A 23,283-nucleotide genomic window follows, 5' to 3' on the forward strand; every position below is an offset into this window, starting at 1 on the left:
GCGGTGGTTCCTTAAAAATCGTAACGAACGCTGAGGCTGTACTGGCGCGGCGGGCCATAGAAGCCGATCAGCGTGCCGACCGCCGGGATGTTGTAACCCGTGGTGCGGTATTCCTTGTCGGCCAGGTTGGTGCCCTGCAGGGAGAACGTCCAGGCGTCGTTGAGCTTCCAGATCACGCCGGCATTGACCAGCCCATAGCCGTCCTGCCGGATCACCGGGCTCAGGTCGGTGGTCGGCCACACTTCGCTCTGGTAGCTGTAGCCCACCCGTGCGGAAAGATTGCCGCCGTTGGCCAGCGCGGTGCGGTACTCCACGTTCAAGGCGCCGGAGAAATCCGGGGCATTGGTGAACTTCATCTTGTTGGCAACGTTGATGCCGCCATCGATGTATTCGTCGTACTTGGTGTCCAGCCAGGCCAGGTTGCCGGAGATCAGCCAATTGGGCGTCGGCAGGTACTGGTATTCCACTTCCAGGCCGTTGACGGTGCCCTTGCCGGCATTGGTGAAATCGCCGAAGAACGCATCGTCAACGCCGTCGCCGTTGGTGTCGATGCCGGTGAACACCGATAACTGGATGTCCTTGTACTTGTTGTGGAAGGCCGACAGGTTCAGGAACAGGCGCTGGTCGAGGAAGGCCATCTTGCTGCCGATCTCGAAGCTGTCCACCGTCTCGTCGTCGAACGGCTCGGCCGAGCGCGGCACCGCCACGGCGTTGGCGCGGATGTTGTAGCCGCCGGACTTGAAGCCGCGTGTGGCCAGGCCGTAGACCATGATGTCCGGGGTGATCTGGTAGTCCAGCGACACCTTCGGCGAGACGTTCTTGAAATTGGTGGTCTTGTCGAAATCGGCCGCAACCGCAATCGGCCGGCTGAAGCTCGCATCGGCGTAGAAACGATTGAGCACGATCGCGCGCTTGTCTTCGTCGGTATAGCGCGCGCCGACATCGAGCTTGAGCTTGTTGGTCAGGTCGAAGGTCCAGTCCGCATACAGCGCGATGCTGTCGGTCAGCACCTTGCCGCGCGTGTCGCCGAACTGCAGGTTGAAGAAGTTGTTGCGGATCTGCCCGCCGGCTTCACCGCTGAACTGGTACAGGCCGACCACGCCGCGCACGCGGCCACCGCCGTCATAGTTGAACTGCACTTCGTTGCTGACCTGGTTGTCGGCGTAGGAGCCGCCGACGTCGGCAAGCTTGACCGGCGTGGTGTCGAAATCGATGTTGGAGTGGCTGTCGGATTCACGCTTGGCGACCACGTATTTCAACGCGACATCGTCATTGGGCCGCCAGTTCACAGTGGCCGACGCGCCCTTGGTTTCCACGCTGTTGAGGTTGGGCATGCCCGAGCGGATGTCATAGCGGTCGTCCATCGGCGGGTAGGCCGGGGTGAACGGATTGGGTGCCAGCATCTTGGAGCCGCGCATGCCGGATTGGTCATCAATCCAGTCCAGCGCGAACTGCACGTCGAAATCATCGCCGGCGTAGGCGCCCAGGTTCAGTCGCGCCGCATTGACCTGCTTGTCGCTGATCGGCTGGCCGGTGAGGGTGTTCTCACCGAAGCCGTCGCGGTTCATGCTGGCCACGGCAATACGGCCGCGCAGGCCGCTGTCCGGCCCACCCAGCGGCCCGCCGATGGCGGCCTTGGCGTCGAGCTGGTTGTAGTTGCCCACGGTGATCTGGGCAAAGCCTTCGGTCGTGGTCGGCAGGCCACGCGAAACGTACTTGATGGCGCCGCCAATGGTGTTCTTGCCGTACAGCGTGCCCTGCGGGCCACGCAGCACTTCAATGCGCGAGACATCGAATACGTCCAGCAGCGCACCCTGCGGACGCGCGATGTACACGTCATCCAGATAGATGCCCACGCCCGGGTCCGCGCCCCAGGTGGGATCGGACTGGCCGATGCCGCGGATATAGGCGGTGACCGTGCTGCTGGCACCGCGCGCGGCATAGATGGTCAGGTTGGGCACCTGCGCGTCCAGGTCGCCGATGTCCTGCACGTTCAACTTGTCCAGCGCCTCGGAGGTGAATGCCGTCACTGCGACCGGCACTTCCTGCAGGGTTTCCTCGCGCTTGCGCGCGGTCACCACGATGCTGTCCAGGTTGGTGGCCGAAGCGCCCCTGTCCGCTGTGGACGCAGCCGGCTGCGCCTCCTGTGCCCACGCCGGCCCGGAGGCCAGCAATGCGCCGATCATCAGGCTCAAACAGTTCCGCTTCATTCGGTCCTCCCCCAGGCAATGTGCGATGCAGGTGGCCCATTACCACCCTTGGACCCTAGGCTAGCGGGGCACTTGCGCCGCAGCGAGTAGACCTAGGTACAGTCGGCAGCGGCCACCGGATCTGGATTACTGGGCGCCTCCTCCTCTGGAAGCGCCGTATGTCGTTGCTGATCGTACTTGCTGCGCTGGGTTTCCTGATGCTGGTGGCCTACCGCGGCTACAGCGTGATCCTGTTTGCGCCCATCGCCGCACTCGGCGCGGTGCTGTTGACCGATCCCTCGCTGGTGGCGCCGATGTTCACCGGCCTTTTCATGGACAAGATGGTCGGCTTCCTCAAGCTGTACTTCCCGGTGTTCCTGCTGGGTGCGGTGTTCGGCAAGCTGATTGAGCTCTCCGGTTTCTCCAAATCGATCGTGGGTGCGACGATCCGCTTGTTCGGCCCGCAGCGGGCGATGCTGTCGATCGTGGTGGTGTCGGGCCTGCTCACTTACGGCGGCGTTTCATTGTTCGTGGTGGTGTTTGCGGTGTATCCGTTTGCTGCCGAGATGTTCCGGCAGAGCAATATCCCCAAGCGCCTGATCCCCGCCACGCTGGCGGTGGGCGGTTTCAGTTTCACCATGGATGCGCTGCCGGGCACGCCGCAGATCCAGAACATCATCCCGACCACGTTCTTCGGCACCGACACCTGGGCCGCGCCGGTGCTGGGCACGCTGGGCAGCGTGTTCGTGCTGGCGGTCGGCATGGCCTACCTGGAGTGGCGCCGTCGCGTTGCGGCACGCAAGGGCGAGGGCTATGGCGACCTGGCCACGCTGGTCAACGAACCGGCGCCGTTTGCCGGCAGCAACCTTGCGCATGCGGGTATCGCGGTGTTGCCGCTGCTGCTGGTGTTCGTATCGAACAAGTTGTTCACCCTGGGCATACCGCAGTGGTATGGCGCCGAGCACAGCTTCGTGCCGTCGATCATGGGCAAGGCTGCGCCGGTGGTGCAGGAAGTACCGAAGATCGCCGCGATCTGGGCGGTAGAAGGTGCATTGCTGGTCGGCATCCTGTCGGTGCTGGCGTTGGCCTGGCGCCCGGTCGTCACCCAGTTTGCCGACGGCACCAAGACCGCGATCAGCGGTGCGCTGCTGGCCGCCATGAACACCGCATCGGAATATGGTTTTGGCGCGGTGATCGCGGCATTGCCGGGTTTCATGGTGGTGGCCAATGCGCTGGGCTCGATCAAGGACCCCTTGATGCATGAAGCGGTCACCGTGACTGGCCTGGCCGGCGTAACCGGCTCGGCCTCCGGTGGCATGAGCATCGCGTTGGCGGCAATGTCCGACAGCTTCATCGCCAATGCGCAGGCAGCCGGCATCCCGATGGAGGTGCTGCATCGGGTTGCCTCGATGGCCTCGGGTGGTATGGACAGCCTGCCGCACAACGGTGCGGTCATCACCTTGTTGATGGTGACGGGCCTGACCCATCGACAGGCCTACAAGGACATCTTTGCGGTGACGATCATCAAGACGCTCGCGGTGTTTGTCGTGATCGGCATCTATTACGCCACCGGCTGGGTATGACGGCGGCGTTGCAACACGCGCCGGGTACTTCGCCCGGCGGGGTTTTTCGGTACGACTTCATCCACGACTCACGCATGGGGATCTGGCTATGAAATACGGCATCGATACGATCAAGGCGGGCATTGCTTTACTGTTTGCATGGCTTGCACTGGCCGGCAGCGCCAGTGCGCAGACGACATCCGGGCACTGGGACATTGGCGTGTACGGCAACATCTACGGTGCCCGCGAGTATCAGGTTTGGGTGCCAGCGGACTATTCAGAGACACAAGCGCTGCCGTTGCTGCTGGTACTGCACGGCTGCGTCAACGGGCCCAACCTGATGGGGGAAGCATCGGGCTTCAACGATATTGCCGACAGCGAAGGTTTCATCGCGGTCTACCCGCGGCAGAACGTCACCGCCAACCCGGCGCGTTGCTGGAACTGGCAGTTGCCGATCAACCAGGCGCGCGGCAGCGGTGAGGCCTCGATCCTGGCTGGCATCGTGGACGCGGTGAAGGCCGGCTACAACGTTGATCCACGCCGGGTATACGTCACCGGCATTTCCGCTGGCGGTGCGATGACCTCGATCATGCTGGCCTGCTACTCGGATGTGTTTGCCGCCGGCGCCGTGCATTCCGGCGGCATGTACAAGGGCGCGACCACCATTTCCGGCAGTGCCTATGCGTTGCTGGCGGGCAGCATTTATTCGCCGGAGAGCAATGAGCGCCTTGCCTGGCAGTGCTCGGGTTCGCCGTCGCCACGCCCGCTGCCGGTGTTGGTGTTCCATGGCAGCGCCGATGCCACGGTCAACCCGTTGAATGGACGCCAGGCCGTGCGCCAGTTCCTGCAGACCAACGACCTGGCCGATGACGGCGTTGACAACGACTCGGTCAAGTACGTGCCTACCAGCACCATCAATGCGCAGGTGCCGGGCGGCCGTGCCTACACCATCGACAACTACACCTACGGGGGCAGAATGCTGGTCCAGCACTACGTTGTGCACGGCATGGGCCACGCCTGGAGCGGCAGCAACTCCGGCCTGCCGTTCACCGACCCGCAGGGGCCGGATGCAAGCCTGATCACCTGGTTGTTCCTGAAGGACCAGCAGCGTTGAGCGGCTGAGTGAAGTTGGTACTGGGCTGGCAGGCCCGGTACCACCCGATGCCCTGGTCAGCAAGGCGTGACCGGGGCATTGGCGTGCATGACGGCGCCGGTTCCGGCAGCCGGGCAACTGCTGATCCCGCACTGTCGTAGGCGATGTGGCCAAGCGATGTGCCGGCCGCCCGGGTGCGGATCATACTGGCGCATCGGTGGGCGACACGGGAGAGCGGCAATGCGAGCGTTTCTGAAAGGCGTGTTGGCGGTGGTGGTGGGTTTCATCGTTGGCAGCGCGGTGAACATGGGCCTGATCCTGCTCGGCAGCCGGGTGGTGCCACCGCCGGCAGGCGTGGATACGACAACCACTGAAGGGCTCAAGGCCGCGATGCCTTTGCTGGAGCCGGTGCACTTCGTGTTTCCGTTCCTGGCCCATGGGCTGGGCACCCTGGCCGGTGCTTTCATCGCCACGTGGTTGGTTGGGCGCAGGCGCTGGGTACCGGCGGCGGTAATCGCGCTGCTGTTCCTGGCCGGCGGGGTAGCGGCCTGCTTCATGTTGCCGGCGCCGCGATGGTTCGAGGTGCTGGACGTACTGGTGGCCTACCTGCCGTTCGCCTGGCTGGGCTACATGCTGGCGCGCCGGCACGACGTGAAACCCTGAGAAGCAAGCTGCCGCAAGGCAAATGAAGCCAGGTGTTGCTGCCGCGCCTGCAATCGCAGGCTTGCCTGGCCGTCGTCGTGGTCCATGCCCGCTTCGCGGCCGGAGCAGCGAAGCGGGGCTGCGGGCGTTCAGCAGGCAGGCTGTGCCTGCGGCAGTGGCTGGCCGAAAGTCAGTACGTTGCCGTCCGGGTCGGCAACACTGAAATCGCGCATGCCATAGGGGCGGTCGCCGATGGCGACGCTGATCGTCACGCCGGCCTGCTGCAACTGCGCGTGGTAGTGGTCGATCGCATCGATGCCAATGTACAGGCGGCAGCTGCCGCCGGGTTTGGCGTCACTGCGGCAGGTGAGGGTGATCTCGACCTGGTCACGGCACACGGCTGCTACTTCCAGCGGGCTGCCCCATTCCCAGGCCAGGTCAAAACCCAGTTTTTCCCGGTAGAAGGCCAGTGCGGCGGGCAGGTCATCGGTGCCGAGGAACGGCGATATCGAATGGAAATGCGAAGGGGCCATGGTTCTCTCCTGGAGGCGATGCCAACCCGATGGTGGCACGATACAGGCTGTAAGGATGCCCTGTGCCGCCGGACTGCCCGTCGGTGTGGTTTGACGATATCAACACGGAGGTGTGTTCGTGAGACTCCCTGCCTCGTTTGTCCGCATCATCGCCGTTGCATGCCTGACGCTTGTGTCCGCATGTGCCTCGATTCCGTTGTCTACTGCTTTGAGGCTCTCCGCGCTCAATGAAAAAACGCTGCATCAACTTGATCCGGCCGAGGTGAGGGTGAGAGCGTCCATTCCGCGCGGCAATGTGGTGGATATAGGTGGTACTCGCTTGAAGCTGGAATTGCAGGGTGAGGACAAGGCAGTGAATGTGGCGGACATGCAATTGAGAGTGCTGGGCACCACAGAAGGAAAACGCAGTCCCGGCATGTTCAGTTCCGACATTCCCGTCACGACTTACGAATTGGCATTGTCGCCTGAAGGGGCGAGGCAGCTACGCGAGCTGCAGCGACAGATGTTTCAAGGCAGCGGGCCTGTGCGTTTCGAGTTCAGCTTCAATACGAGGTTCTCGGCAATGGAGCCGGGTCTGCAGGAAATGACCTTATGGGTTGACCTCAGGTTGCGATCATCGGATGCGTATATGCCTTTGCTCGATGGTGCAAAACTGAAGTTCAAGCAGCAGACCTAGCCGGCATCCATCGGCGGAAGGTCGTTGGTTGCGGGTGCCCGGTAGCTCAGTTGGGGCGGCAAGACTTAGCGTAGCTGTCGCGGTCGATGTCGAGGATCTCGACGCTGGTCTGCAGCTCCCAGCCATCGTCGGGGATGGCGGCTTCCAACGCGGCCAGCAGCGCCTGCGCGATTTCGCGTTTGGTTTCAGCGCTGCGGCCGCTGAGGATGGACAACTTCGCCGCGACGAAGGCACGCGCGGTACGGGCGGTGCCGATGGCGAAGTGGTCAAAGCCGATCGCGCGGCTTTTGATGTCCGCTTCCTGGAACTGCCCGGTGCTCACCAGGGCTTCATTGGCCGCGCGCAGTAGCGCGGGGGGGATCGCGGCGGGGAGATTGCTGCTGTATTCGAGGGTGAGGTGGGGCATGGCGGCGGGTTCCTGATCAGGGCTGTGCAGCTTGCAGCATCGCGGTGATGCGCTGCACCTGCGTATCGGAATATTCGATGTGCATCGGCGTATCACTCAGCGGCGGAGGCGCATCAGCATCACGCAGGCCGACGTTCAGGCCGCTCTTCGGCCGGTAGATGGGCGCATCCACGGCAAAGCCACGTTCCGGGTAGCGGCCATGGATTGCGTGATAAAGCACGATGGCGTCCAGCAGTGTCAGTGCCGGGCCCGGATGCATGCCATCGGCGTCGAACCATTGCAGCTCCGGCGCGGCGCTGGAGACGCTGCGCAGGGCTTCGGAGATCGCCACATAGGGAATGCCCGCCTGCTCGGCGGCAGCGCCTTCCCGTTTGACCAGTTCGGCCGATGCGCGCGGCTGGGCCTGGTAGCTGCCGAGCAGGAATACCCGCGCGCCGCTGTCCCGGCCAGCCTGTGCCAGCGCCTTCACTGCCGCCTGCGACTGTGTGCAGGTGTCCTGATCGGGCAGGCACAACAGCGCACCGCCTTGCTCCTGCAACACCAGGACCGCCGGGGGCTGGCGGTTCAAGGCCTGCTGCACGGAACCGTCGGTCAGGCGTTCGTTCAACCTGGCGCCGCCCTTGACGATCATCTGGCTGTGCACCGGCTGGCCATTGGCCTGGCTCATTGCCGCGAAGGTAGCGGGCAGGTTGCCGACGTAGATCAGGCTGTTGCCGACGAACAACACCCTGGCGGGCGCGGGTTTGTCATCGCTGGCGGCGACGTTGGTCGCCAGCGAAAACAGCATGGCCGCCAGCAGCATCCATTTGCGCATTGCCTGTCCCTTTCGTTGCACGGAATGTCGAGCAGCCTGTGACTTGCGTTACCAGTCGATGGTTCCCTGGATGACGGTCTGTACCTGGCCGCCGGACCAGACATCGCCGTGGTCGTCGATGCTCAGTTCCAGCAGTGCATCGTGGCCCACTTCGCGGCCCTGGCTGGCGGTGTAGCGCTTGTTGCTGCCGGGCAGGGCGTCGCGTTCGTCCAGCCATGCGGCCAGCACCGCATTGGCGGCACCGGAGGCGGCGTCTTCAAAGCGGCGGCCGTTGCCGACGAAGGCGCGCACCACGAGGTCGTAGCCATCGCCGCGGGTGCGTGCGTAGGCGAATACGCCCATTGCGCCGGTGGCTTCGGCCAGGGTGGCAATGGCGTCCCAGTCGGGCGCGAGGGCGCGCAGCGCGGTTTCGTCTGCCACTTCCACCACCCACCAGCGGCGGCCGCCGTCCATCAATGCCGGCGGCAGGCTGCCCAGCGGCCAGCCGATGATGGCCGGCTGCAGGCGCGGGTCATCAGCGCCGACGATTTCAGCCACCGACGCACGCGGGGTGCGGATGGCGATGGTGCGCACGCCGTTGTGTTCGCTGACACGCAGCGGCAGTTGCCCGGCGATGCCGTCCTGCACCAGCAAGCCGTTATCGGCGGCAGCCAGGCCTGCTTCAAGCACTGCGTGCGCACTGCCGACGCTGGGGTGGCCGGCGAACGGCACTTCCTTCTGCGGGGCGAACATGCGGATGCCGTAACTGGTGCCTGGTTTTGTCGGCGCGAAGATGAAGGTGGTTTCGGGCAGGCGGGTCCAGCGGGCGATGGCCTGCATGGCGGCATCGTCCAGGCCTTCGGCATCGAGCACGACGGCCAGCGGATTGCCGGTGCCGGGGCGGGGCGCGAAGACATCGAGTTGCAGGAAGCGGCGGGTGGTCATGGGGAAGTCCGAAGGCTGTTGTTGCTGTTGTAGTGGCTGTTGCTGTTGCTCAAGCCCCTCTCCCCTTGCGGGAGAGGGGTTGGGGAGAGGGGGCAGGCGGACGCAGTCCGCTGGTTTCAGGCTTTTGTGTTGCTGTGAGCTACAAGGGTGAAGGGGGCGTGCTTCGCCCGCTTGCCCTCATCCGCCCCTTCGGGGCACCTTCTCCCGTCAACGGGAGAAGGGATGGGATTACCTGCGTTGAGGTCTCACCACTCAATCTGCCCGGCAATCACCTGCTGCACCTCGCCACCAATCCAGATGTTGGATTCCGCATCCACGTCCACGCGCACCTCCCCATTACGGCCGAGTTCGCGGCCCTGGCTGGCCAGGTATTGGCTGCCGGGCTTGATCCGGCCTTCGGCCAGGAGGTGTGCGGCAACCAGGGCGTTAGCACTGCCGGTCACCGGGTCTTCGTTGATGCCCACGCCCGGGGCGAATGCGCGCACCACATATTGATAGCCCACATCCGGGCGGTCAGCGGCGGCGAATACCGCCAGTTTGCCGCGCCCGGGCATCGCGCCGATGGCGGCCAGCTCCGGCCGGTAACGGCGCAGGGCCGCTTCGCTGCCGGCTTCCAGCAGCCACCAATCCGGGCCGTTGTTCCACAGTTGCGGGACATGGCCGGGCCGGGCGAGTGCTGCCAGCCCTTCGGGCAGGGCGTGCGGCGCGGTGTCACGGCGCTCGGCCTGCGGGCTGCGCACCTTGATCTGGCGGAACCAGCGCCCGCCCTGGACCTGCACCGGCAGCAGCCCGGCGGCGCATTGCTGTACCAGCCGGCCTTCGTCGTCAGCCGTGGCCAGGCCCAGTTCGACGGCGGCCCAGGCCGCACCCACGCTGGGGTGGCCGGCGAACGGCAGCTCGCCCTTCGGCGTGAAAATGCGGATGTGGTAGCTGGCGCCTTCGTCCGGCGGCAGGAAGAAGATGGTCTCGGACAGGTTCAGCCAGGCCGCGATGGCCTGCATGCCTTCACCGTCCAGGCCGTCGCTGTCGATGATCACGCCCAGCGCGTTGCCGGCGCCGGCACGGGCGGAAAACACATCCAGTTGCAGATAACGACGGGTGCTCATGCAGCGTGTTCCAGACGGGGGCTGGGCAGCTTACCAGCGCACCTGCGCGTCGATCACCCGTTGCACCTGGCCGCCAATCCAGACCGTGCCGTCGGCTTCGACGGCGATCTGCACGCGCCCGTCGCGGCCCACTTCGCGGCCCTGGCTGGCGGTGTAGCGGCCATTGATGCCGGGCAACTGACCATGTTGCTGCAGCCAGGCGCCGATCAAGGCATTGGCACTGCCGGTCACCGGATCTTCCGGCACGCTCGCCGCGTCGCCGGGGCAGAACGCGCGCACCACCAGCGCATGTTCGGCAGCGGCTTCGGCGGTGAACACCGCCACGCCGGTTGCGCCGGTGCTGTTGCTCCAGTCGCAAAGCGCGTCCATGTCCGGCTCCAGCGCCCGCACGCTGGCGGCGTCGCGGGCCGGCAACAGCCACCAGCGCGGGCCGTTGTCCCACAGTTCGGGCAGGTGGCCTGGCGCGGCCAGGGCGGTGAGGTGTTCGGGTATCGCACCCGGTGCGGTTGGTAACCGGCGCGCGGCAGGGCTGGCCAGGGCGATGGTTGGGGCAGCCGATGGCCCGCTCACCCGCACCGGCAGCAGGCCGGCCGCACATTGCTGCAGCAGGGCGCCGGCCTGCGGCTCGGCCAGCCCACAGGTCACCGCTGCCCAGGCGGCGCCGACGCTGGGGTGGCCGGCAAAGGGCAGTTCGCAACTGGGCGTGAAGATCCGGATGCGGTAGTCCGCGCCGGGGTCCGGCGGTACGAAGAAGACGGTCTCGGACAGGTTCAACCAGGCAGCGATGGCCTGCATCGCTGCGGTATCCAGGCCGTCGCTGTCGAGGATGACGCCGAGTGGATTGCCGGTGCCCGGGCGGGCGGCAAAGACATCCAGCTGCAGATAGCGGCGCAGGGTCATGAGAAGTAGATGGTGCGTGGGGGATGGGCAGCTTAGGCAGGGGGCGGCGGTGTCGCCAGCAGCGGTGAGCCGGATGCGGTTGCCAATCCGCCTCGCCAATCCCCAAGCCCCACTCAAAGATGACCCGTTTAGTTGCAGGTGCTACCTTCTCTGCCCCGGGAGGGAGCCGGCAGCGATGGTATCGCCCGAAATCAGCGGTCCAGCCCGCATGGGCTTGGCATAGAATCGGGGGTTCCGCCCGCGTCGTCGGGTCTTTCTTCCATCAGTGAACCCCCAAAGCCAATGTCCGCTTCCCCAATTGCTGATCGCTGGATCGTTCTCAAGTTCGGTGGCACCTCGGTGTCCCGTCGTCATCGTTGGAACACGATCGGGCAGCTGGCGAAAAAACGGGCGGACGAGACCGGCGGCCGGGTGCTGGTGGTGGTGTCAGCCCTGTCGGGCGTCACCAACGAATTGACCGCCATTGCCGATGGCGCAGCCGACAGCCGGCAGCGTGTGGCCGCGCTGGTCGCCCGTCACAACGAATTCCTTGTCGAACTGGAGCTGGGTGCCGACGTGCTGGCCGACCGGCTGGTAGCGCTGCAGGCGCTGCTGGACGACCCACGCGCGGCGAGCCGGCCGCTGGACTGGCAGGCTGAAGTGCTGGGCCAGGGCGAGCTGTTGTCCTCCAGCATTGGTGCGGCGTACCTGCGCAGCAACGGCCTGGATTTTGGCTGGATGGATGCGCGCCAGTGGCTGCATGCGCTGCCGCCCGCACCCAACCAGACCGCCTGGTCGCAGCGCCTGTCGGTGAACTGCCAGTGGCAGGGCGAGGCCGATTTCAAGCAGCGGTTCTCGGCGCAGCCAACCCGCATGCTGATCAGCCAGGGTTTCATCGCCCGCCATGAAGACGGCGGCACCGCCATCCTCGGCCGTGGTGGCTCCGATACCTCCGCGGCCTACTTCGGTGCGTTGCTGGGCGCCAGCCGCGTTGAAATCTGGACCGACGTGCCGGGTATGTTCAGCGCCAACCCGAAGGACGTGCCCGACGCGCGCCTGCTTACCCGGCTGGACTATTACGAAGCGCAGGAAATCGCCACCACCGGCGCCAAGGTGCTGCACCCGCGCTCGATCAAGCCGTGCCGCGACGCCGGCGTGCCGATGGCCATCCTTGATACCGAGCGCCCGCACATGCCGGGCACCAGCATTGACGGCAGCGCCGAGCCGGTGCCGGGCGTGAAGGCGATCAGCCGCCGTAACGGCATCGTGCTGGTGTCGATGGAAGGCATCGGCATGTGGCAGCAGGTGGGCTTCCTGTCCGATGTGTTCAACCTGTTCAAGAAGCACGGGCTGTCGGTGGACCTGATCGGTTCGGCCGAGACCAACGTCACCGTGTCGCTGGATCCCTCCGAAAACCTGGTCAATACCGACGTGCTGGCCGCGTTGTCGGCGGACCTGTCGGAGATCTGCAAGGTCAAGGTGATCGTGCCGTGCGCGGCCATCACTCTGGTTGGCCGCGGCATGCGCTCGCTGCTGTACAAGCTCTCGGACGTGTGGGCCACGTTCGGCAAGGAGCGCGTGCACATGATTTCGCAGTCGTCCAACGACTTGAACCTGACCTTCGTCATTGATGAAGCCGACGCCGATGGCCTGCTGCCGATCCTGCACAGCGAGTTGATCGACAGCGGCGCGATGCCGGTGTACGAAGAACAGGTGTTCGGCCCGCGCTGGCGCGAGATCATCGGCACCATCCGCCCGCGGCAGACGCCGTGGTGGCAGGCCCCGGGCAAGCGCCAGAAGTTGCTGGAGCTGGCTGCACAGGGTACGCCGGCCTATATCTACGACCTGGACAAGGTGCGCGAACGCGCGCGTCAGTTGAAGGCGATCAGCGCCATCGACCGCCGCTTCTACGCGATCAAGGCCAACTCGCATCCGGAAATTCTGCGCACGCTTGCGGCTGAAGGTTTTGGTCTGGAATGCGTGTCGCAGGGCGAAGTGGAACTGGTGTTCGCCTCGGTGCCGGGCATCACCCCCGAGCGCGTGCTGTTCACCCCGAGCTTTGCGCCCATCAACGAGTACGAAGCGGTGCTGGCGCGCGGCGTCAATGTCACCGTGGACAACGTGGAGTTGTTGCAGCGCTGGCCGGAGGTATTCCGCGGCCGTTCGCTGTGGGTGCGCATCGACCTGGGTCACGGTGATGGCCACCACAAGAAGGTCAACACCGGCGGCAAGGATTCCAAGTTTGGCCTGTCCGCGCAGCGCGTGGATGAGTTCATCGCCGCCGCGCGCGCGCTGGATATCCGCATCACCGGCGTGCATGCGCACCTGGGCAGCGGTATCGAAAACAGCGGCCACTGGAAGCAGATGGTCGATGAAATGGCCGGCTTTGCCCGCCGCATCGGCAGCGTGGAGATTCTCGATATCGGCGGCGGCTTGCCGGTGCCGTACAGCGACGACGACGAGCCGTTTGACCTGGATGCATGGCCGGCAGGCCTGGCGGAAATCAAGGCGGTGCATCCGGCGTTCCAGCTGGCGATCGAGCCGGGCCGTTTCATGGTGGCCGAATCCGGCGTGCTGCTCACCCATGCCACCCAGGTGGTGGAAAAGGACGGCGTGCGCCGCGTGGGTCTGGATGCCGGCATGAATGCCTTGCTGCGCCCGGCGCTGTACGACGCATGGCATGACATCGCCAACCTGTCGCGACTGGACGATGCGCGCGATGTTGATTTCAGCGTGGTCGGCCCGATCTGCGAATCCAGCGACGTGTTCGCGCAGCGGGTAAAGCTGCCGGCCGGCACCACGCCGGACGATGTGATGTTGATTGCCGATGCCGGAGCCTATGGCTTCAGCATGGCCAGTACCTACAACCAGCGCGTATTGCCGCGCGAGGACGTCATCGATGCCTGATGACGTTCGTTCCACGCACTTCTTTTCGTCCCGCCGCGCGCCCGCGCGAAAACGGTTTGCTTGATTCGGATACGCCATGACAGCTTTTGATAAACACCAGGTTTCCCGTTTCCGCTTTGTCCGCTGCGATTTTGCCGCGGACACCGGCGTGGCACGGCTGGTCTACGCCTTCGACGACGGCCCGGAGATGACCGAGACCGTCACCGTGCCGGGCGCGCCGTTCCAGCTGGAAGGTGAGCGTGCCGCCGCGGTGCAGCGTGCGCTGCAGGTGCTGCACCTGATCGCGGGCGTGAGCTATTACAAGGCCGCAGTGCCGGAACAGGTGAGCATCGACAGCTACGCCATCGACGCGGCAACCGCTGCGTTGGTGGAAGATGTGTATCTCAACGGTCTGGGCGAATTTGCCTACCGCAATGGCCTGAACCTGCGTGGCCGGTTCAAGCTGCCGGTGAATCTCCCCTCGCCCGTTCACGGGAGAGGGGCTGGGGGTGAGGGCGCTTCTGCTCCTGCACTCGGCCTGACCCACCACGCCCTCGTCGCCATCGGCGGCGGCAAGGATTCGCTGGTCAGCATCGAAGCCCTGCGCAATGCCGGTGTTGCCGAAACCGTCACCTGGATTGGTGGCTCGCAACTGATCCGCGCCTGTGCCGAGCGCACCGGCCTGCCGACGCTCAACATCGGCCGCACGCTGGCCCCGGAGCTGTTCGAGCTCAACCGCCAGGGTGCATGGAATGGACACATTCCGGTCACTGCGGTGAACTCGGCCATCATGGTGCTGGCTGCGCTGGTGCAGGGTGTGGACCAGGTGGTGTTCTCCAACGAACGCTCGGCCAGCTACGGCAGCCTGATCGCCGGTACCGGCGAGGTCAATCACCAGTGGTCCAAGGGCTGGGCGTTCGAGAAGGCGTTTGGCGAATACGTGCAGCAGCACGTTGCCGCCGACTTGAACTACTACTCGCTGCTGCGTCCGTTGTCGGAACTTGCAGTGGCCCGCCAGTTCGCCAGGACCGATTTCTACGACGCGCACTTCTCCAGTTGCAACCGCAATTTCCACATCCTCGGCGAGCGCCCGGTGAACCGCTGGTGCGGCGTCTGCCCGAAGTGCCACTTCGTGTTCCTGGCGCTGGCCCCGTTCATGCCCAAGACGCGGCTGGTGCGCATCTTCGGCCGCAATCTGCTGGACGACAGCGAGCAGGCTGGCGGCTACGACGCATTGCTGGAATTCCAGGACCACAAGCCGTTTGAGTGCGTGGGCGAGGGCAAGGAATCGCGCGCCGCGATGGCGACTTTGGCTGCACGCCCGGAATGGAAGGAGGACGTGCTGGTCAAGCGCTTCGCCAGCCTGATCCAGCCGACGCTTTCCGCTGAAGAACTGAAGATTGAACCGTTGCTGGTCATCGACGGCGAACACCGCATCCCGGCAGCATTGTGGGAGCGTCTGCGTGCGAATTTCGCAGTTTGAAGGCAAGTGCGTCGCGCTGTGGGGCTGGGGACGCGAAGGCCGGGCGGCGTATCACGCGTTGCGTGATAGGAAATGGGGAGTTGGGAGCGGGGAATCGCAAGCGCGGTTTCCTGCGCGGTTGACGGTGCTTTGTTCTGTCGCTGAGGCAGAGGAAATTCTTGCGCTGGGTGATGCGCATCTGCGGGTTGAAACCGAGGTCAGTGGCGAGCTGCTGGCTTCGTTCGACGTGGTGATCAAGTCGCCGGGCATCAGTCCCTACAAGCCCGAGGCCGAGTACGCGCTGGCGCAGGGTACGCAGTTCATCGGTGGCACCTCGTTGTGGTTCAGTGAACATGCGCAGGCCGACGGCACACTGCCCAACACGGTTTGCGTGACTGGCACCAAGGGCAAGAGCACCACTACGTCGCTGCTGGCGCACCTGCTGCGCGCGGCGGGGCACCGTACCGGCCTGGTCGGCAACATCGGTCTGCCGCTGCTGGAAGTGCTGGACCCGCAGCCGGCGCCGGAATACTGGGCGGTGGAGCTGTCCAGTTACCAGACCGGCGAAGTGGCACGCAGTGGCGCGCGGCCGGACGTCGCCATCGTGCTGAATATTTTTCCCGAACATCTGGATTGGCACGGCAGCGAGCAGCGTTACATCGACGACAAACTGTTGCTGGTGACTGGCGGCCATCCGCGCGTGGCCGTGCTCAACGCCGCCGACGAACATCTGCGCAATTTGCAGCTGCCGCACAGCGAGATCGTCTGGTTCAACCAGCCCGATGGCTGGCACATGGTGGGCGAGGTCGTGCATCGCGGTACGCAAGCCGTGTTTGATACCTCCAGCACGCCGCTGCCGGGCCGGCACAACCGCGGCAACCTGTGTGCGGTGTTGGCAGCGGTCGAGGCACTGGGGCTGGATGCCGTGGCTTTGGCGCCGGCGGTGCAGCGCTTCCGCCCCTTGCCCAATCGCCTGCAACTGCTGGGCGAACGCGATGGCCTGCGCTGGGTCAACGACTCCATCAGCACCACGCCGCATGCATCACTGGCGGCGCTGGACTGCTTTGCCGGGCAGCGCATTGCGTTGCTCGTTGGTGGGCATGATCGCGGCGTGGAGTGGCAGGATTTCACCGAGCACATGCGCGACAACGCGCCCGTGGAAATCGTGACCATGGGCAGCAACGGACCGCGGATTCATGCACTGCTGCAACCGCTGGCCGACGAAGGCCGGTTTGGTTTGCATGCCGCCGGTGATCTGCCGCATGCGGTGGAACTGGCGCGCGCCGCATTGGGTGAACAGGGCGGCGTGGTGTTGCTGTCGCCGGGCGCGCCAAGTTTCGGCGCTTATAAAGACTATGTTGCGCGCGGGCGGCATTTCGCCGAACTGGCCGGATTCGATCCGGACAGCATCAGTGCGATTCCGGGATTGGGGATTGCGTGAGTTTTCGCCTAGGTTTTTTGAGCTAGGAGCCTCCCCTCACCCCAACCCCTCTCCCGTAAACGGGAGAGGGGCTAGTGCATCACGAGCCGCAGCAATCCGAGCCCCTCTCCCGCCTGGGGGAGAGGGGTTGGGGTGAGGGCCGCTTTTAGCCGTAGACTCCGCCACACAACCCAAGCCCGGAGCACTCCCATGCAAGCAGCACGAAAGTGGCAGTTGGCAGTACTGGCGTTGTGCGTATCCGCAAGCCTACCTGCCTTCGCAAAAATGCAGCAGCGTCCGGTGGAATGGCAGCACGAAGGCACCACCTTCAGCGGCGTTTTGGTCTATGACGACGAAGGCGATGCACGCCGCCCCGGTGTGGTGATGGTGCCCAACTGGCGCGGCGTCAACGCATCCGCCGTTGCCAAGGCCGAACAGATTGCCGGCGATGATTACGTGGTGCTGGTCGCCGATGTTTACGGCAAGAACGTGCGCCCCAAGGACAACACCGAAGCCGCGGCTGCATCCAAGCCACTGCGTGATGACCGTGCAGTGCTGCGCGCTCGCGCCCACGCTGCGTTGGATGCGTTGAAATCACAGGCGGGCAGGGCACCGCTGGATGCATCGCATATCGCGGCAGTCGGCTTCTGCTTCGGCGGCACCGCGGTGCTGGAAATGGCCCGCGCGGGCATGCCGCTGGCCGGCGTGGTGAGCCTGCACGGCGGTCTGTCCACGCCAACACCTGCGGCAACGGGCAGTGGCAAGGTGCCGATCCTCGTGCTCAATGGTGCGGCCGACCAGGGCGTGACCGGCGAAGACATCGCCGCGTTCGGCAAGGAAATGGACGGCGCCGGTGCGGATTGGCAGTTCGTCAATTTCAGCGGCGCGGTCCACTGCTTCGCCGAATCCGATGCCAACAGCCCGCCAGGCTGCCTGTACGACCCGCGTGCGGCCAAGCGCGCCTGGAAAATGATGGACAACTTCCTGGAAGAACGCCTCGGCGACTAGTGCTCTTGGTGGCGCCGAGCCATGCTTGGCAGTGGGCACCATCTGTACGGCCCCTGCCGAGCATGGCGTTGCATTACGGGCGTGGAGGCATCGCGTGGCGCCCTCTCCCCAACCCCTCTCCCGTGAAGGGGGAGGGGCTTGAAGCGGGTGACTCATGTTGATGTTTGGAGCAGCGGCCTCGCCTGAGAAAGCACTACGTGGGCGCTCTGGCTTAGATCAAGGACTTCACCCGGTACAGCGCTTCCAGCGCCTGCTTCGGCGTCAGCTCGTCCGGATCAATCGCCTGCAGTGCATCCAGTGCTGCGGAACTTGGCGCGGCAAACAAGCCGAACTGCTGAGGTGCATCCAGTGCCTGTGGCGCCATCGACGCGCTCTGCGTTTCGCCGCCACGCTGTTCCAGCTCGGCCAGACGACGGCGTGCCTGCGCAACCGTGGATTTGGGTAGGCCAGCCAATGCGGCCACCTGCAGGCCGAAGCTGCGGTTGGCCGGGCCGTCCTTCACTGCGTGCATGAATACCAGCGTGTCGCCGTGTTCCACCGCGTCCAGGTGCACGTTGGCGATGCCGCTTGCGCCGCCTTCATGGCTTTCGTCGGCCAGGGCGGTCAGCTCGAAATAGTGCGTGGCAAACAGCGTGTAGCAGCGGTTCTGGTAAGCCAGGTGGCGTGCGACCGCGTCGGCCAGGGCCAGGCCGTCGTAGGTGGACGTGCCGCGGCCGATTTCATCCATCAACACCAGTGAGTGTTCGGTGGCGTGATGCAGGATGTAGCTGGTTTCGGCCATCTCCACCATGAAGGTGGATTGGCCCTTGGCCAGGTCGTCGCCGGCGCCGATGCGGGTCAGGATGCGGTCGATCGGGCCGATCAGCGCGCGGCTGGCCGGTACGAAGCTGCCGATGTGGGCCAGCAGCACGATCAATGCGTTCTGCCGCATGTAGGTGGACTTACCGCCCATGTTCGGGCCGGTGATGACCAGCATGCGGCGGTCCGGGTGCAGGTCCAGATCGTTGGGCTCGAACGGGGTTTCGCGCACGGCCTCAACGACGGGATGGCGGCCGCGTTCGATGCGCAGGCAGGCGTCTTCCTGCAGCTCCGGCTGTGCCCAGTCCAGTGCCTGCGCACGTTCGGCAAATGCCGCCAGTACGTCCAGTTCGCTCAGCGCGCCGGCGCAGCGCTTCAGCGGCTCCAGGTGCTCGCCAATGATGTCGAGCAGGCCTTCGTACAGCAGCTTTTCGCGGCTGAGCGAACGCTCGCGGGCGGACAGCACCTTGTCCTCGAAGTTCTTCAACTCCTCGGTGATGTAGCGCTCGGCATTGGTCAGGGTCTGGCGGCGGGTGTAGTGCACCGGCGCCTTGTCGGCCTGGCCTTTGCTGATTTCGATGTAGTAACCATGCACGCGGTTGTAGCCGACCTTCAGGGTCGGGATGCCGCTGGTTTGACGCTCGCGTGCTTCCAGGTCGATCAGGAACTGGTCGGCGTTGGTTGACAGGCGGCGCAGTTCGTCGAGTTCGGCGTCGTAGCCCTCGGCGATCACACCGCCGTCGGACAGCTTCAACGGCGGCTGCTCGGCGATGGCGCTGGCCAGCAGGTGCGCGCTTTCATCGTGCGAGCCCAGCTCGGCGCGCAACTGTTGCAGGCGCGGTGAATCCAGTGCATCCAGCTGCGCGTTGATGGCGGGCAACAGGCCCAGGCCATCGCGCAGGGTGGAGAAATCACGCGGGCGTGCCGAGCGCAGCGCCATGCGGGTCAGGATGCGCTCGATGTCGCCAAGTGCGCGGAAGCTGTCGCGCAGGTCGGCATCGGCGCCGCGGTCAATCAGCGTGGCCACCGCGTGGTGACGCTGCTGCAGCACGTTGCGCAGGCGCAGCGGGCGGTGCAGCCAGCGCCGCAGCAGGCGCCCGCCCATCGGCGAGACGGTGCTGTCGAGCACGCCCAGCAGGGTGTTGCGGGTGTCGCCATCGACACGCGTATCCAGTTCCAGGTGACGGCGGGTGGCGGCATTCATCGCGATGGCCTCACCGGCGTTTTCCATCGCGATGGAGGTCAGGTGCGGCAGGCGCTGCTTCTGGGTTTCCTCGACATAGCCGAGCAGGGCACCGGCAGCGCCGGTGGCGCGCGGTTTGTCGTCGATACCAAAGCCGCTGAGGTCGTGCAGCTTGAAGAAGTTCAGCAGATGGCGGCGACCGCTGTCGGCGTCGAACAGCCACGGTGCACGGCGGCGCACCCCGCTGCGGTGGCGCAGGAACTCGGGCCAGTTCTCCTCGTCGGGCACCAGCAGCTCGGCCGGCTCCAGCCGGGCCAGCTCGGCCTCCAGTGCATCGTCAGTATCGACCTCGTTCACCAGGAAACGGCCGCCGGCCAGGTCGGCCCAGGCCAGGCCATAACCGGCCTTGCTGCGCGACAGCGCCATCAGCAGGGTGTCGCGGCGCTCGTCCAGCAGCGCCTCGTCGGTGACCGTGCCGGGGGTGACCACGCGCACCACCTTGCGCTCGACCAGGCCCTTGGCCAGCGCCGGGTCGCCGATCTGCTCGCAGATCGCCACCGACTCGCCCACGGCAACCAGGCGCGCCAGGTAGCCTTCGAAAGAGTGCACCGGCACACCGGCCATCGGGATCGGCGCACCGCCGGAGCTGCCGCGCTGGGTCAGGGTAATGTCGAGCAGGCGCGCGGCCTTGCGCGCATCGTCATAGAACAGTTCGTAGAAATCGCCCATCCGGAAGAACAGCAGCAGGTCCGGGTAGTCGGACTTGGCTGCGAAGAACTGCTTCATCAACGGGGTGTGTTCGGGCTTCTTCTCGGTCACGCGGGGTCCACTTCGATTGCCGGGCAGCGGGCTGCCACAAAGCAGGCATTGTAGGCCAGAGCGGCAGGGCGGCCACAGCGCTTGCGGCCCGTGGCTCAGTCATCCTGCCGGACTACGCCCTCGGCCAGCGGCACCCGTGTTCCATCCAGCAGGCCGCGGCTGAGGTGGCCGTTTTCGATGAACAGCAATTCGCCGTTCTCGCCGTCCTTGATGCTGCTGTCGATGGCGATGATGCGGCCGCCATGGAAGCTGCTGACGTGCTCCATCGAGGTGTGCCCAACAACGATGCGCTGCAGTCCCAGCGTGTCCAGCAGCGACTGCACGCCGTCTGCATCGAGGCGGCTATCGAAATGGCCGCGGTACCAGATCGGGCTGGTCTTGCCGTCGTACAGCGGCGCGGTGGCCGGGTCGGCTTTCACCTCGGCCTTGGGAACGCCCAGGGAGGCCTGGTAGGCCGCATTGGTGGACGCCGGGTCCAGCGCCAGCTGCACCGCTTCGGGTGAGATGCCGCCGTGCAGGAACAGCGTATCGCCGATACGCAGCAGCACCGGCCGGGTACGCAGCCACTGGCCGATCACCGAATCGGCGCCGTACAGCCGGGGATAGCTGCGGCCCAGCAGCTGTGCGCTGCGCAGGTACTTCGGGTTGACGTAGCGCAGGTCGTCGTACAGCACCATCGTCTCGTGATTGCCGAGCACGAAATGCACTGCGCCTCCGGCCTCGGCCGCCTGCTGCTGCAGGCCGTACAGCAGCCAGAAGGTTTCGGTCACCTGCGGGCCGCGGTCGAACACATCACCGGCGATCACCAGGGTGTCGCTGCCGCGTGCCCAGCGGTCCTGCGCGTCGATCACCTGATGGGCGCGCAGCAGCTTCACCAGCAGCGCGTACTGCCCGTGGATGTCGGACAGCGCGATGATCCGCGGCACGGCAGGCAATGTTGACGCCGATACCGTCGCATCCGCTTGCAGGGTGAGTGCATGTGGATAGCCGCACAGCGGGGGCAGCGCGGTGTTTGCATCGGGCAGCTTGCGTGCATAGACCTTGTCATCGCAGATCCAGCGCGCCAGCAAGGCCTCGCCATTGCGGAAGACATACGGCCCGTCGGCATCGACATGGTCGGCCGGCGGCGGGACATCCTTCGCCGTGGCCGACAGTGACAGTGTGGCGAGGGAGCAGAACAAAATGGCAGGCAGCAGGGAAGCGCGGGACATGGTCATCCGGTGGACAGAAGCTGGGCAATGGAGCATGCCTTTGCGCTACGCCGTGTCCAAGTGCCGGTATGCATACCGCTGACCGTGGCCATGCCGTGCTCCCCCCGGCGCGCATGTTCACCCGGTTGCAGCCGGACCTTGGCGGCCTTTCACCTCAACCCGCCAGCTGCGAAAGGCCGGGCAGGCGTGTTGGCCGCATGACCTGCTGGCCGCTGCGATGGCAGCAGGTGATTCAGCGCTGCCGTTGCAGCTCGGCGCGCCCGGGGGCGGAGGGGAATGCTTCGTTGCCCAGCACGACGCGGTTGCGGCCCTGCTTCTTGGCTTGATACATGGCCGCATCGGCGCGGGCCATGACCCGCTCGTAGTCCGGATGGCCGTCGTACAACGCCACGCCGATGCTGGCGGTGATGGGCAGGCGCTGGTCCTGGCCTAGTGGCGCCGGGGAGTCGGAAATGCGTTTGCACAGGCCTTCGGCAATCACCAGCGCCTGTTGCTCCTGCACGGCCACCAACACCACCACGAACTCCTCGCCGCCATAGCGGAACACGTAATCGCTGCCGCGGGTGAACTGGTTGAGGATGCTGGCCACGTGCTGCAATGCGCGGTCGCCGGCTTCATGGCCATGTTCGTCATTGATCGCCTTGAAGTGGTCCAGGTCCAGCAGCAGCACTGCGAAGCTGCCCCGGGATTTCTCGGCCAGCTCGATTTCGCGCCGCAGCACCGTTGGCAGGAAGCGGCGGTTGAGCAGGTTGGTCAGTGCATCGGAACCGGCATCAAGCTCGCCGATACGCTCGAACAGCATGCCCAGCAGGTTGCGGATCTGGCCCACCTTCACCCGCACATCCTGCAGTTGCGTGGCGCGCTCGTGTGGCGTGCTGTCGCGCTGCAGGGTGTGCGCAAGCAACTGGTCGATATCGCTGATCAGCGTGTTGATCTGCGCGGTTTCGGTACTTTCACCAAAGCTGGGAATGCCCTTGTGGGTGAACCACAGGCCGAACTCGGACTGTGCCAGCGATTGCGCGACGAGCACCTCGCCCTGGCTGGCCAGCGCGTAGAGCAGGGTGTTTTCCCAGTCCAGCAGCAATGCACGCTGGCGCTCGCGCTCGGTGCTGACGTTCTGCACCAGCGAGAACAAACGATAGGCCGCATCGGTACGGGAAGAGCGATCGCGTGCGTTGGAATAGGCCAGGGTCATGCCTTCCAGCGCGATGTCGAACGAGGCGGTCAGGCTGGCAATGGCGGCATGCGCGGCTTCGCCATGCCCGGCCAGCTCTGCGATCAGCGCGAACATTCGTTGCTTCAACACCCGCGTGCCGCGCGTGACCAGGTCCACCGGGATGCCGATGCGGGCGTGTACATCACCGACCACGCGCTGCGCAGCGATCAAGCTTTCCACGTTGTCAGGGTTTGCCGTCAGCAGGTTGGATATCCAGCGCTGCATGGCCGGTTGCAGACGCACGCGTACCTGGTCATGCGACAGCGAGCGCGATGCGCGGTTGTCGTTCATCATCACCTTGTAGAAATGCGCGGCAAGCTCGGCGGCATGGCGGTTGCCCACCTCGGCAAGCAGGCTGCCGGCTTGTGGGCCTGCAGCGTCAAGGCTTTTCTTCCAGTCAATGATGAGCGCCGCGCTTTCGGCGTCAGTGTTGTGGGAGGTTACGTTGTTCATGCG

Annotated in this window: 18 protein-coding genes; 8 read left to right on the top strand and 10 right to left on the bottom strand. The window is 65.2% G+C overall.

Features of this window, described 5'->3' with window-relative positions; genetic code table 11:
* Nucleotides 1-11 precede the first annotated feature (11 nt).
* Complete coding sequence (locus ACVOLO_RS06705; protein WP_481569473.1) at nt 12-2,210, bottom strand: TonB-dependent receptor; 2,199 nt, start codon at nt 2,208-2,210, stop codon at nt 12-14.
* 158 nt (nt 2,211-2,368) lie between these two features.
* Between ACVOLO_RS06705 and ACVOLO_RS06710 the strand changes: the two genes are divergently transcribed.
* The 3 genes from ACVOLO_RS06710 (at nt 2,369) to ACVOLO_RS06720 (ending at nt 5,507) form a co-directional block, all read left to right on the top strand.
* On the top strand, nt 2,369-3,772 hold the full coding sequence (locus tag ACVOLO_RS06710) for a GntP family permease (RefSeq protein WP_481569474.1): 1,404 nt from the start codon (nt 2,369-2,371) through the stop codon (nt 3,770-3,772).
* Nucleotides 3,773-3,860: 88 nt separating this feature from the next.
* The gene (locus ACVOLO_RS06715) at nt 3,861-4,865 is read left to right on the top strand and encodes an extracellular catalytic domain type 1 short-chain-length polyhydroxyalkanoate depolymerase (protein ID WP_481569475.1); all 1,005 of its coding nucleotides are present in this window, start codon (nt 3,861-3,863) and stop codon (nt 4,863-4,865) included.
* A gap of 219 nt (nt 4,866-5,084) precedes the next feature.
* Nucleotides 5,085-5,507 carry a hypothetical protein gene (locus ACVOLO_RS06720; RefSeq protein WP_481569476.1) on the top strand — a complete coding sequence of 141 codons (423 nt, stop codon included), beginning with the start codon at nt 5,085-5,087 and terminating at the stop codon, nt 5,505-5,507.
* Nucleotides 5,508-5,635: 128 nt separating this feature from the next.
* Here ACVOLO_RS06720 and ACVOLO_RS06725 read toward each other — a convergent pair whose 3' ends face one another.
* On the bottom strand, nt 5,636-6,019 hold the full coding sequence (locus ACVOLO_RS06725) for a VOC family protein (RefSeq protein ID WP_481569477.1): 384 nt from the start codon (nt 6,017-6,019) through the stop codon (nt 5,636-5,638).
* Nucleotides 6,020-6,137: 118 nt separating this feature from the next.
* Between ACVOLO_RS06725 and ACVOLO_RS06730 the strand changes: the two genes are divergently transcribed.
* Nucleotides 6,138-6,695, top strand: coding sequence for a hypothetical protein (locus tag ACVOLO_RS06730; protein WP_481569478.1), 558 nt, complete (start codon nt 6,138-6,140; stop codon nt 6,693-6,695).
* Nucleotides 6,696-6,741: 46 nt separating this feature from the next.
* Here the strand turns inward: ACVOLO_RS06730 and ACVOLO_RS06735 are convergent, their stop codons facing one another.
* The 5 genes from ACVOLO_RS06735 to ACVOLO_RS06755 all read right to left on the bottom strand — a co-directional run bounded on the left by ACVOLO_RS06735 (nt 6,742) and on the right by ACVOLO_RS06755 (nt 10,845).
* Nucleotides 6,742-7,101: a 5-carboxymethyl-2-hydroxymuconate Delta-isomerase gene (locus tag ACVOLO_RS06735; protein ID WP_481569479.1), complete on the bottom strand. Its 360-nt coding sequence runs from the start codon at nt 7,099-7,101 to the stop codon at nt 6,742-6,744.
* Nucleotides 7,102-7,117: 16 nt separating this feature from the next.
* Nucleotides 7,118-7,915 (bottom strand): hypothetical protein, encoded by a 798-nt coding sequence (locus ACVOLO_RS06740; RefSeq protein ID WP_481569480.1) that lies wholly within the window; start codon nt 7,913-7,915, stop codon nt 7,118-7,120.
* A 48-nt stretch (nt 7,916-7,963) separates the two neighbouring features.
* Nucleotides 7,964-8,839, bottom strand: a complete 876-nt coding sequence (locus ACVOLO_RS06745) for a PhzF family phenazine biosynthesis protein (RefSeq protein WP_481569481.1) — start codon at nt 8,837-8,839, stop codon at nt 7,964-7,966.
* Nucleotides 8,840-9,084: 245 nt separating this feature from the next.
* Nucleotides 9,085-9,945 carry a PhzF family phenazine biosynthesis protein gene (locus tag ACVOLO_RS06750; RefSeq protein WP_481569482.1) on the bottom strand — a complete coding sequence of 287 codons (861 nt, stop codon included), beginning with the start codon at nt 9,943-9,945 and terminating at the stop codon, nt 9,085-9,087.
* 30 nt (nt 9,946-9,975) lie between these two features.
* Nucleotides 9,976-10,845, bottom strand: coding sequence for a PhzF family phenazine biosynthesis protein (locus ACVOLO_RS06755; RefSeq protein WP_481569483.1), 870 nt, complete (start codon nt 10,843-10,845; stop codon nt 9,976-9,978).
* Nucleotides 10,846-11,127: 282 nt separating this feature from the next.
* On the opposite strand from ACVOLO_RS06755, the gene ACVOLO_RS06760 reads away from it, so the two are divergent.
* The 4 genes from ACVOLO_RS06760 (at nt 11,128) to ACVOLO_RS06775 (ending at nt 17,600) form a co-directional block, all read left to right on the top strand.
* Nucleotides 11,128-13,731 (top strand): bifunctional aspartate kinase/diaminopimelate decarboxylase, encoded by a 2,604-nt coding sequence (locus tag ACVOLO_RS06760; protein WP_481569484.1) that lies wholly within the window; start codon nt 11,128-11,130, stop codon nt 13,729-13,731.
* A 76-nt stretch (nt 13,732-13,807) separates the two neighbouring features.
* Nucleotides 13,808-15,193 carry a UDP-N-acetyl-alpha-D-muramoyl-L-alanyl-L-glutamate epimerase gene (gene murL, locus ACVOLO_RS06765; protein WP_481569485.1) on the top strand — a complete coding sequence of 462 codons (1,386 nt, stop codon included), beginning with the start codon at nt 13,808-13,810 and terminating at the stop codon, nt 15,191-15,193.
* Entirely contained in the window at nt 15,174-16,613 is a 1,440-nt protein-coding gene (gene murD / locus ACVOLO_RS06770) for a UDP-N-acetylmuramoyl-L-alanine--D-glutamate ligase (protein ID WP_481569486.1), read from the top strand. Before murL ends, murD begins: the two co-directional genes overlap by 20 nt.
* A gap of 189 nt (nt 16,614-16,802) precedes the next feature.
* Nucleotides 16,803-17,600, top strand: coding sequence for a dienelactone hydrolase family protein (locus ACVOLO_RS06775; protein ID WP_481569487.1), 798 nt, complete (start codon nt 16,803-16,805; stop codon nt 17,598-17,600).
* A 211-nt stretch (nt 17,601-17,811) separates the two neighbouring features.
* On the opposite strand, the gene mutS is transcribed toward ACVOLO_RS06775, so the two are convergent.
* The 3 genes from mutS to ACVOLO_RS06790 form a co-directional block, all read right to left on the bottom strand.
* Entirely contained in the window at nt 17,812-20,367 is a 2,556-nt protein-coding gene (gene mutS / locus ACVOLO_RS06780; protein WP_481569553.1) for a DNA mismatch repair protein MutS, read from the bottom strand.
* Between the two features lie 128 nt (nt 20,368-20,495).
* Nucleotides 20,496-21,617: a metallophosphoesterase gene (locus tag ACVOLO_RS06785; protein ID WP_481569488.1), complete on the bottom strand. Its 1,122-nt coding sequence runs from the start codon at nt 21,615-21,617 to the stop codon at nt 20,496-20,498.
* A gap of 226 nt (nt 21,618-21,843) precedes the next feature.
* A complete protein-coding gene (locus ACVOLO_RS06790) occupies nt 21,844-23,280 on the bottom strand; it encodes a GGDEF domain-containing protein (RefSeq protein WP_481569489.1) in 1,437 nt (478 codons plus the stop codon).
* Nucleotides 23,281-23,283 lie beyond the last annotated feature (3 nt).

The sequence above is a fragment of the Stenotrophomonas sp. STEN056 genome, from assembly GCF_056759635.1.

What these genes read in the sequence shown, in the direction of transcription:
- ACVOLO_RS06705 (WP_481569473.1), bottom strand. Translation starts at nt 2,210, where the DNA reads ATGAAGCGGAACTGTTTGAGCCTGATGATCGGCGCATTGCTGGCCTCC.
- ACVOLO_RS06710 (WP_481569474.1), top strand. Translation starts at nt 2,369, where the DNA reads ATGTCGTTGCTGATCGTACTTGCTGCGCTGGGTTTCCTGATGCTGGTG.
- ACVOLO_RS06715 (WP_481569475.1), top strand. Translation starts at nt 3,861, where the DNA reads ATGAAATACGGCATCGATACGATCAAGGCGGGCATTGCTTTACTGTTT.
- ACVOLO_RS06720 (WP_481569476.1), top strand. Translation starts at nt 5,085, where the DNA reads ATGCGAGCGTTTCTGAAAGGCGTGTTGGCGGTGGTGGTGGGTTTCATC.
- ACVOLO_RS06725 (WP_481569477.1), bottom strand. Translation starts at nt 6,019, where the DNA reads ATGGCCCCTTCGCATTTCCATTCGATATCGCCGTTCCTCGGCACCGAT.
- ACVOLO_RS06735 (WP_481569479.1), bottom strand. Translation starts at nt 7,101, where the DNA reads ATGCCCCACCTCACCCTCGAATACAGCAGCAATCTCCCCGCCGCGATC.
- ACVOLO_RS06740 (WP_481569480.1), bottom strand. Translation starts at nt 7,915, where the DNA reads ATGCGCAAATGGATGCTGCTGGCGGCCATGCTGTTTTCGCTGGCGACC.
- ACVOLO_RS06745 (WP_481569481.1), bottom strand. Translation starts at nt 8,839, where the DNA reads ATGACCACCCGCCGCTTCCTGCAACTCGATGTCTTCGCGCCCCGCCCC.
- ACVOLO_RS06750 (WP_481569482.1), bottom strand. Translation starts at nt 9,945, where the DNA reads ATGAGCACCCGTCGTTATCTGCAACTGGATGTGTTTTCCGCCCGTGCC.
- ACVOLO_RS06755 (WP_481569483.1), bottom strand. Translation starts at nt 10,845, where the DNA reads ATGACCCTGCGCCGCTATCTGCAGCTGGATGTCTTTGCCGCCCGCCCG.
- ACVOLO_RS06760 (WP_481569484.1), top strand. Translation starts at nt 11,128, where the DNA reads ATGTCCGCTTCCCCAATTGCTGATCGCTGGATCGTTCTCAAGTTCGGT.
- murL (WP_481569485.1), top strand. Translation starts at nt 13,808, where the DNA reads ATGACAGCTTTTGATAAACACCAGGTTTCCCGTTTCCGCTTTGTCCGC.
- ACVOLO_RS06775 (WP_481569487.1), top strand. Translation starts at nt 16,803, where the DNA reads ATGCAAGCAGCACGAAAGTGGCAGTTGGCAGTACTGGCGTTGTGCGTA.
- mutS (WP_481569553.1), bottom strand. Translation starts at nt 20,367, where the DNA reads ATGAAGCAGTTCTTCGCAGCCAAGTCCGACTACCCGGACCTGCTGCTG.
- ACVOLO_RS06785 (WP_481569488.1), bottom strand. Translation starts at nt 21,617, where the DNA reads ATGACCATGTCCCGCGCTTCCCTGCTGCCTGCCATTTTGTTCTGCTCC.
- ACVOLO_RS06790 (WP_481569489.1), bottom strand. Translation starts at nt 23,280, where the DNA reads ATGAACAACGTAACCTCCCACAACACTGACGCCGAAAGCGCGGCGCTC.